The 1,886-nt window shown below is 41.7% G+C and carries 1 protein-coding gene and 1 pseudogene; both read left to right on the top strand.

Annotated elements, in window-relative coordinates; genetic code table 11:
• The first annotated feature begins 4 nt into the window (after positions 1-4).
• Complete coding sequence (locus tag VLN09_RS03905) at positions 5-1,294, top strand: adenylosuccinate synthase (protein WP_325243880.1); 1,290 nt, start codon at positions 5-7, stop codon at positions 1,292-1,294.
• 412 nt (positions 1,295-1,706) lie between these two features.
• A pseudogene (locus tag VLN09_RS03900) lies at positions 1,707-1,886 on the top strand (hypothetical protein); the annotation flags it as partial.

Genomic DNA, 1,886 nt, shown 5'->3' with positions numbered 1-1,886 from the left:
TATCATGGGTAAGAATGTCGTAGTTTTAGGTAGTCAATGGGGCGATGAAGGTAAGGGTAAAATCGTCGATTTACTAACCGAAAAAGCCTCAGCCGTCGCTCGCTTCCAAGGCGGACATAACGCTGGACATACGTTAGTTGTAGATGGTAAAACCACCGTCTTACACCTAATCCCATCTGGTATTTTGCGTGAAGGCGTTACCTGCTTCATCGGTAATGGCGTGGTATTAGCACCTGATGCACTACTTAAAGAGATGAAAGGTTTAGAAGAGAATGGCGTTCCAGTTCGTGAGCGTCTACGTATTTCTCCTAACTGCCCACTAATCATGCCATATCATGTTGCCCTTGATCAAGCGCGTGAAGCCAAGCGTGGCAGCGGTAAAATCGGTACTACGGGTCGTGGTATTGGACCAGCTTATGAAGACAAAGTTGCGCGCCGTGCCATCAAGCTTGCTGATTTGTTCCGTGATGACTTAGAAGAAAAACTACGTAACTTAATCGAATATCATAACTTCCAGTTGACTCAGTACTATAAAGTTGATGCGATTGATTTTGATGAAACTTTTAAGCTTTGTAAAGAGTGGAAAGAAGAAATCAGAGGCATGGTTACCGATGTCACCGAAGATTTGAACCAATTGCGTCTTGCTGGCAAGAACCTAATGTTTGAAGGTGCGCAAGGTACATTGCTTGATATCGATCATGGTACTTATCCGTTTGTGACCAGCTCAAGCGTAACGGCTGGTGGCGTATCTACAGGTACGGGTATCGGTCCATTGTATTTAGATTATGTCCTTGGTATTACGAAAGCCTATACCACACGCGTTGGTAGCGGTCCGTTCCCAACTGAATTGTTTGATGATGTTGGTGCACATTTAGCCAAAGTCGGTCATGAGTTTGGCGCAACGACTGGTCGCGCTCGTCGTTGTGGTTGGTTCGATGCTGAAGCATTACGCCGTGCTGTCGTACTGAACTCTATGTCAGGTATCTGCCTAACCAAGCTTGACGTGTTAGATGGTCTAGAAGAATTGCTAATCGGTGTGGGTTATAACTTACCTGAGACTGAGTGTGCAGGCGCGCATGATGCAGAGTTCTACGAAGCGGTAACACCAAAGTACGAAACGCTACAAGGCTGGAGTGAGTCAACGGTCGGTATCACTAACTATGACGATCTACCAGAAAACGCCAAAATATACATCAAACGTATCGAAGCATTGATTGGTTGCCCAGTTGATATTATCTCAACCGGTCCTGACCGTGAAGAGACTATCGTATTACGCGATCCGTATGATGCTTAATTGGTAAAAAAGTTACTTAGTAATAATAACCTCCATTGGCTAAATGCAATGGGGGTTTTTTTACGGCATTTTTTAAAAATATTCATAAAATATTGCCACTTCCTAATTATACAAATTCAGGATAAACGCTTTCAAAAAGGGATAAGGTTATAGTGATAAAGTGTAGTGAGATTACTATTTTTATTAAATATAGTTGAAATACTTTAAAGTCGCTACAGTATTGCTGGTGTAAATTTTTTGCAGCCTCTGTCTGCGTAGGCACAGCAAGCAAGAAAAATTTGCACTAGCAGTACGTGTTGTATCGATATTACTTTTCACCGACTATAGTATTTAATAAGTGAGCAAGTAACCTTGTAAAAGCAATAGGGTAAAAAGGATTTTTCTAACCATCAATTAATAAGAGGGGTCTGTTATGAAAATGAATATCGTTAATCGTACTATTGGTAAAACGTCTTTAGCAATACTGACGTCGGCGGCTTTTATGTTTCCTATGCTTTCTTGGGGCGCACAGAATTGTGATAAACCTATCAATGACTTTGACGGATTGTACTGCTTAACCAAAGTATATTTGGAAGCAGATAAAGAGCTCAAT

Origin of the sequence: Psychrobacter sp., assembly GCF_035469765.1 — a bacterium.
Taxonomy (GTDB): Bacteria; Pseudomonadota; Gammaproteobacteria; order Pseudomonadales; family Moraxellaceae; genus Psychrobacter.
This window is presented reverse-complemented; position numbering and strand designations above follow the sequence as displayed.